Annotated in this window: 4 protein-coding genes; 1 reads left to right on the top strand and 3 read right to left on the bottom strand. The window is 37.9% G+C overall.

The genetic code is table 11. The annotated features are described in order from the left end of the window. The 3 genes from ABFC98_01800 to abc-f all read right to left on the bottom strand — a co-directional run. The coding region (locus tag ABFC98_01800) for a choice-of-anchor J domain-containing protein (GenBank protein MEN6444761.1) at positions 1–1,927 on the bottom strand (1,927 nt) is incomplete at its 3' end. Positions 1,928–2,662: 735 nt separating this feature from the next. Next, positions 2,663–3,595, bottom strand: a complete 933-nt coding sequence (locus tag ABFC98_01795; protein ID MEN6444760.1) for a M14 family metallopeptidase — start codon at positions 3,593–3,595, stop codon at positions 2,663–2,665. Positions 3,596–4,893: 1,298 nt separating this feature from the next. Next, a complete protein-coding gene (gene abc-f / locus ABFC98_01790) occupies positions 4,894–6,501 on the bottom strand; it encodes a ribosomal protection-like ABC-F family protein (protein ID MEN6444759.1) in 1,608 nt (535 codons plus the stop codon). Positions 6,502–7,028: 527 nt separating this feature from the next. On the opposite strand from abc-f, the gene ABFC98_01785 reads away from it, so the two are divergent. Further along, positions 7,029–7,523: an O-acetyl-ADP-ribose deacetylase gene (locus tag ABFC98_01785; protein MEN6444758.1), complete on the top strand. Its 495-nt coding sequence runs from the start codon at positions 7,029–7,031 to the stop codon at positions 7,521–7,523. The last annotated feature ends 432 nt before the right edge of the window (positions 7,524–7,955 follow it).

The following is a 7,955-nucleotide window of genomic DNA, read 5'->3' as shown; positions in this document are numbered from 1 at the left end:
AAGCAATATTATTATCAGTAGTAGAAACCAATACAGTATAGGTATTGGGATAAGAAGCTGATTCTACAGCATCCCACCATTTAATACGCAGGTCTTCACTTGCTTGAATGGGAGGGGTAATTAACCAGTCATCTGTATTTCCCATCCCTTGAGCAATATAAGAACCTGTATGGGCAGTGATATAAGTTGGACCTCTTCTCCAGGTATAAGAATCATTATTGGCATTTATAACTGTCCAACCGAGTACAGGTGCCGGAGGAGTTCCTGTCCAGGTATCTTCAAAACCATTGGAATAGGGTAATTGAGCGCTGGTAATCGTAGGATCAATTCTGGTTGTAAAACTTCTTACTGTGGCTGTGGGACCATTACCTGATCCGTTATAAGCTAAAACAGTCCAGTAATAGGTTGTATTATATGTTAGAGGAGTAGTTAAAGTATAGGTAAGAGCATTCAGGTCTGCTTTCAGAGTTGTGGGTGGATTATTGGTATCACAATAGAGTTTGTAGCCGGTAGGGGCTCCACCTGTAGTAGGCGCTGTCCAAGTGAATGTTGGTAATTCATTTACATTGGTTGCCAGGTCTGCCGGAGTGCTTAAAGTAGGAGCTCCGGGTGCCTCAGGAGTAATTTCAGGACCAATAACCATATCAACATAGAAGTAAACAGCTTGTAAACCAGTTCTGATTCCCAGGTAATAGTTATTACCGGCAAGAGAACTTAAGTCCACGACTTTATTATACCAAGTATAAGTTGCAGTATGGGTAATATCAGTTCCAATTTGAGTCCAGGTAGTTCTATCCGGAGAATAGACAATTTGCAAAGTTCCGGTAGTAGAAGAACACAATGTCCACAGGTCTAAAGTACTGGTACTTGTGATAGTAACTTTAGGAGTGGAAAGGATATATTGGATTGATGATGAACCATATTTGTATGCTGAAGCAGTTCCGCGTTTAGCATAACTTGTGGAGCGGCTCCAAGAGCCCGGATTTGCCCAACCCGCAGGTGGGAAAGATGTATTTTCAAAGCTCTCTACTACTTGGGTTGCAGTTGGCGTTTTGAAACTCCAGATAGCAGAAGCGGGAGAATCACCTAATTCATTTTTAGCAACTACTTTCCAGTAATATGTATTTCCTGCTGCTAAAGTTGGCGTAAAAGTAGTGGCTGATTGATTGCTGCTTACTAAAGGCGGATTGGTAGAAGTACCAAAATAAACATCATAAGCATTGGTATCTCCAGCTCCGCTTGTAGGTGTCCAGGATAGAATATCTCCAATCATAGCCCAACCACCATTAAGAGGTGATAATAAAGTTGGTGCCAGAGGTGCAGAAGAATTAGGGAAAACTAATTGTATTCTATTGATATCAGCAGTTCTGGTATAAGCAGCTGGAGGAGAAGCTGGATCCGGATTAGTAGAATCATTTCTATAATAAATACCCGTATTAGAACCACTGGTAAAAGCACCCCAGCTCATTGATGCATAACCGGAAGTATTTTCATCTACGGCTATAACCAAATTATCAGTGTTATTATAATTGAATGGGGTCGTAAGTGGTATTTCCATCCAGTTATTAGCTAAAGGGACATAACTGCAAACATCACCGGCAAAAACCTGAGTAAGATTAGCTAATGGCTCCCAGTCCGTAGTAGAACTGAATGCTGTCTTAGTAGTATGACCCATATAAATAACCCAATCTTTGGAATTGGTGATAGTGCCGGAAACATAGAAGAATCTTAGCTTTGTAATGTTACCGGCTTTATTTATTTGGGCTTGAGTATATATTTGCTGTGAATAGCTATATCCATAATTACCGAAAATAGGTAAATATGAAGTTGTAGCTGTTCCTGTACCTATTTGGACTGTATCGGCAAAACTCACAGCACATATTGCTAACATAATTAGCATCAGTAGAATTAGCGAATATTTTTTCATCATAACTCCTTTTAAAATGAAGATTTTTCTGATTTTCTTAAGTGGAAGGAATCATCTTCAAGCGTATTTGGGTGGGAAGTTTGCATTAGGACTGAAGATTTTTCCTGTTTAATTTTGAAAGTTAGAAGATAGCGAAATACCGTGTTTGATATTTCTGCATTTTTACAAGATAAAAAGTAAGAATGGAGCGTAAATAAAAGATTAGGGAAAATCCCAAACGAGCAGATTTTGCTTTTTGTTAAATTGTGAAAATATACAGAAACAGCACTTTCCAATGAGGATGGGGAGGGCTGTGTTTTGTACTGAAGGAGAAAATTTTTTATAGAAAAATGGGGGAGAGTTATCTTATCTGCGCCTTGGTAAAAGGTGGCTATTTTTTTTACAAACGGGTTGGGCATTGGCTCAAGATAAAAAAACAAATAATTCTCCTTAAAATAAACAAATACTTGGCTTAACTTCTGCTATTTCAGGACATAGGAACACATTCTCCCAAACAGAATTAAGTTACTACAATACAAAATCTTAAGATACTTTTCAAGTACCTTTTTCACTACAATTTAACCAAAATGCCAGCTGAGAATTATGTCAAGCACAATTTTTTGCTCGCCAGTTTGAACAGGTCTGCCAAGAACAAAATTATGCCAATTTACAGGATATTAATTCGCACTTAGAATAAAGCAAAACATAATTAGGGATTACTTATCTTTCACATACACCAGAACAATAAGAAATAATCTATTTATCCAGTTCGTAAAACACCTTCAGCAAAGCATTTACATTTTTATCTACAATTGTAGTTAGCTTTTTATTAGCAGGATGAATGATGCTTAGTCCGCGTTTGTTTTTCCCACCGATTTCCACTAAAAAAGCCGGAGTTTTCATTCTGTAGAAGAAAAAATTACGGGCATTTCCCACTTCGGAAGTAGGTCCATCGAAGACCTCATAATTTCCATTCCAGTAATCTTTTGGGGTTGCATTTGCATAGGTATTCGCCAAAGCGAGCGTTTTTTTAAAGAGGACAGAATCATTACCTCGAGCGGGAAGATATATTTTTTCGCTGGATGCACCGGATATTGAACTATGCAGAAAAATTGCCAGTATATAATTATGTTGTTGAGCCAGTTCAATTATGGCTTTAATTTCGTTTTCGGATGCGGGTTCCGACCCTTTATAATAAGGGCTGTTGATATCTGTTTCAGAATCCATATCCCAAAAAATAGGATAATTCCGATTTAAATCAACGCCATCGGTGCGTAAGTCCAATTTGTTATTTCTATTGGTATCGCGGTTATTTTTGCGTTTGGTTCTCAGCATTCCGGAACTCACAATTCTGAAACCTTCCGGATTCAAAGTGGGTATAATCCAAATCTGATAGTGCGAAAGAAGATTTTTTTGCTTTTCATTGTTGGGAAAGCCATTTAGCAATGTTTCCGCCAAAGCAAAAGCAACATTTATTCCGATCACTTCTTCACCATGATGTTGGCCTATGACTAAAATTGCTTCGGAGGCATTTTTATTGCCAAGTTGCAAAGCGTATATCGGCAAATTTTCCGTTTCAGTAAAACCAATTATGCGTTTTTCGGCAAGAGCTGGATTGATTTGCACAATTTTATCCAGTTCGGTATTCAGTTCATCAAATTTAATGTATTTGGTATCAAGTGGATACATATTTCCTTTGGCCTGAACGCAAGATATGAGACAGGGCAGAATCAGCATCCAGAATATAATCTTTAAAATATCAGAAGTTTGCATAAGAAACATTGTTTCAAGTAAGGGATTTATCGTCAAGAAGAAATGAAAAAGGATTTTTTGAAGCAGGCAAAACGAGAACTGTTTCTGTAACACAATGTTTGTTTTTGACTTTCAATTTTGCCACAGCCAACCCAATTAGCAGTTTCCTCTCATTATTGTTCTGGCAACTGCATTGTAACTGTTTTACTTACTTCAAAATTGAGAGTTAAAACAAGAACAACTTTTGATGTAAAACAAGAATGGACAAGCATCTTCCAATACAAAGAAGTTTTGTTTTAACTCTAAACCGAGCTTCAGCTTTGTCAGAAAAAGGCAGGGAACTACATATCTTGTTGCCTCACAAATCTCGTTTCAGTGGACAAAAGAATCGGTTTAAAGTCAAAGCCAAAACACTTCAGCTTTGACAGATAAAGGCAGGGAACTACATATCTTGTTGCCTCACAAATTTCGTTTCAATGTTCGAAAGGATCGGTTTAGAGTCAAAGCCAAAACGAGGACTGCTTTTGGTGTAACACAATGCTTGTTTTTGACTTTCAATTTTGCCACTGCCAGCCCAATTAGCAGTTTCCTCTCATTTTTTTTCTGGCAACTGCATTGTAAACATTTTCCAAACTTCAAAATTGAGAGTTAAAACAAGAACGACTTTTGCTGTAAAACAAGAATGGACAGGCATCTACCAATGCAAAGAAGTTTTGTTTTAACTCTAAACCGAGCTTCAGCTTTGACAGGAAAAGGCAGGAGACAAAATAATAATGTTGCTGTGCAAATTTCGTTTCAATGTTCGCAAGAATCGGTTTAGAGTCAAAAGCAAAACACTTCAGCTTTGACAGATAAAGGCAGGAGAATAAATATCTTGTTGCCTTACAAATCTCGTTTCAATGTTCGAAAGAATCGGTTTAAAGTCAAAAGCAAAACAAGAACGACTTTTGCTGTAAAACAACAATGGACAAGCATCTCCCAATGTAAAGAAGTTTTGTTTTAACTCTAAACCGAGCTTCAGCTTTGACAGAATAAGGTAGTAAACTACATATCTTGTTGCCTTTCAAATCTCGTTTCAATGTTCGCAAGAATCGGTTTAAAGTCAAAGCCAAAACACTTCAGCTTTGACAGAAAAAGGTAGAAGAAAAAATAATACTGTTGCCTCACAAATTTCGTTTCAATGTTCGAAAGAATCGGTTTAAAGTCAAAAGCAAAACGAGAACACTAAATAAGCACTATTTCAGTTCAAATTTGCGGGACGCTAAATTCTGAATAAAAGCTCTGTCATGCGAGACAAAAATAACTGCTCCCTGATATTGTTTTAGTGCTTTTTCCAGCATTTCGCGGGTCTTGATATCCAAATGATTGGTTGGCTCATCCAACAGCAAAAGATTGTATTCTCCGCATAATAAAGCGGTTAGTTGCACTTTTGCTTTTTCACCCCAAGAAAGAACGGCTATTTTTTGATAGGCAATATCTCCTGTTAGTCCCAAGCATCCCATAAAGTTACGAATCTCAATTTCATCACTGGAAAATTGTTTCAAATACTCCAAAATAGTTAAATTTCCCGGCAGTATATTCAAGTCCTGATTGTAGATGCCCAATCTTAAAAAATTAGCGGATGAAACAGTTCCTTTGGTCGGTTTCAGGTCTCCGGCAATTATTTGCAGCAGAGTAGTTTTACCCTTTCCGTTTGCTCCCGCAAGCCAGATTTTTTCACCTGACCAGATATAAAAATAGAAGTTATGCAAGACCTGTTTTTCACCATAAGCAAAATAAATATCTTTAAGCGAAAGCAGTTCTTTTTGTTGTCCCGTGGCAGGAGAAAACACTATTTTTCTGGTCTTATCTTTGAGCGGTTTATCAATTGGAAAGCGGGTTTGCAGCATAATTATGCGCTCTTCAATATGTTTTGCCTGTTGATTCATCGTTCGGGCAGCATTAAAAATCGATTCATATTTAAAACCACCCCCCTCCGAACGAGTTTCTTTTTGAAAGCTATTTGCCCAGTTATGTCTTTTTTGGGCTGCTTCTTGCAGTTTTCCAATCAGTTTTTTGCGCTCGGTATATTGTTTTAATTGGTGTTCATGCAATTCCTGTTTATCTTTGGTAAAACTTTGATAATTGCCTGTTCTAATCAGGACTTTCCCTTTTTCCAGTTCTATGATTTTGGAAGCAGTGTTATCAATGAAAATTCTATCGTGGGAAACATAAAGAATAGCTTTAGGATAGGCATTTAGCCAATTTTCCAACCAGACGAGTTCTTTTAGGTCAAGATAATTTGTCGGCTCATCCAAAATTAAAATATCCGGATTTTGTAATAAAAGCGAAGCCAGCTGAACACGAGTTGTTTCTCCCGCGGAAAGAGTGTTAAGGAATTGTTGGACAAGGAAATTTAAATCCATTTCTCTTATCACGCCATCCACGGTTTGTTCCCAAATTATTACATTGCTTTGATCATATTCTTGCCACAATTCAGCAAGACGCAAGCCATCTTTTTCCTGAAGATCGTTTATTCTGGATAGGGCATTGATTTCATTAATTATATTATAACTGTTAATATCTACCTGTAATAGATATTCACGCACGGTTATCTCATCGCGAACCATAAGATCCTGAGGCAGATATCCAATTTTGGGAATGGAATTAGGGTAGGAAATAGAACCGGAAGTTGGCTGTAATTCTCGCATAATGATTTTGAGCAAGGTTGATTTTCCGCACCCATTTTTTCCGATAAGGGCTATTTTTTGTCCGTCACAAATATCCAGCGTAATTCCGGATAAAATTTCTTGATATTGATCGGGATAGGTAAAGTGTATATTTTTCAGCTGTATTGCCTGCATTTTAACTCCTATAGTTATTTTTGGGCAGTTTTCGGGGTGGGCAAGCATAACAGCTTTGGAGCAGAATTAAAGAAGCTATAATCTTATTTTCTATGCTGTTATGCATTCATTTCAGAGTTGATCATTGGCTTTGCCTCCTTTGCTTAAATTTTTGCCATTATTTTGCGTTCTGAGGGAAAGGTCAAGGAAAATAATGCTTTTTTCGTTTCTTGCTTCATTCAGTAGAATTTCGGTAACGATTCTGTATCACTCCAGTAACGAAACTACTTTAGCGTTACTTCATCGTTACTGTATTATTACTGGGTCGCCTAAGAACCGATTAAGCAATAAGGAGTTATGAATTTTATTTATACGGGGTTTTGGGTTGGCGAAAAAGCTCTTATAAATTACCGTTGTTATATTTCTGCTAATGAAAATGGCTAATTTCCATTGACGGATTTCTACATTATCGTTAAGCGTTTTAGGGAGCGATAACCTATGCGTTGAGAAGGAAATAGCCAGTCATATTACCAAAGGGAGGTGGGAAAATGATGGAATTAAGACAGGGCGATATAACAGCTTTTGAGGGCGAGGCAATTGTAAATGCGGCAAATAGTTCCCTTTTAGGTGGCGGGGGAGTGGACGGTGCAATCCATAGAGCTGCCGGAAAAGGTCTTTTGAAAGAATGTAGATCATTGGGCGGATGCCAGACCGGCGCGGCAAAGATTACCACGGGTTATAATCTTAAAGCACAATATGTTATCCATACAGTTGGCCCTGTTTGGCAAGGAGGGAATTGGGGAGAAGTGGAGTTATTGAAGTCCTGCTATGAAAATTCAATGCAACTTGCCGTAGAAAAAGGAATTAAGTCCATTGCTTTTCCCAATATATCAACCGGGATTTATCGTTTTCCCAAAGAAGAAGCAGCCCAGATTGCGGTTTCTACCGTGAAGGATTTTTTGGAAAATCATCCTGATCTGAGGGTCTATTTTTATTGCTTTGATCCGGAAAATTACGCAATATACCAAAAGCTGATGGGATAGTTTGCAAGAAGAGAGGGAAAATATAACATACATTTTTCGAGGGGCTTACGCACCCATCGCTATGATTGTGTCGCCCTGAGGGGCTTTTTGAAGAAAAGAAAATAAATAAAAATGATGAGCGTATTTTATATTTTTCGAGGGGCTTACGCACCCATCGCTATGATTGTGTCGCCCTGGGGGGCTTTCAAGGCAAATATTGCTTTAAAAATCTCTGAAATCCTTTTAATCCTGTTCATCCCATACCTATTATCTTTTTTTATGAGTTTACGCACCCATCGCTATGATTGTGTCGCCCTGAGGGGCTTTTTGAGGAAAAGAAAATAAATAAAAATGATGAGCGTATTTTATATTTTTCGAGGGGCTTACGCACCCATCGCTATGATTGTGTCGCCCTGGGGGGCTTTCAAGGCAAATATTGCTTTAAAAATCTCT

The sequence above is a fragment of the Candidatus Cloacimonas sp. genome (assembly GCA_039680785.1).
In the GTDB taxonomy this organism is placed as follows: Bacteria; Cloacimonadota; Cloacimonadia; order Cloacimonadales; family Cloacimonadaceae; genus Cloacimonas.
This window is presented reverse-complemented; position numbering and strand designations above follow the sequence as displayed.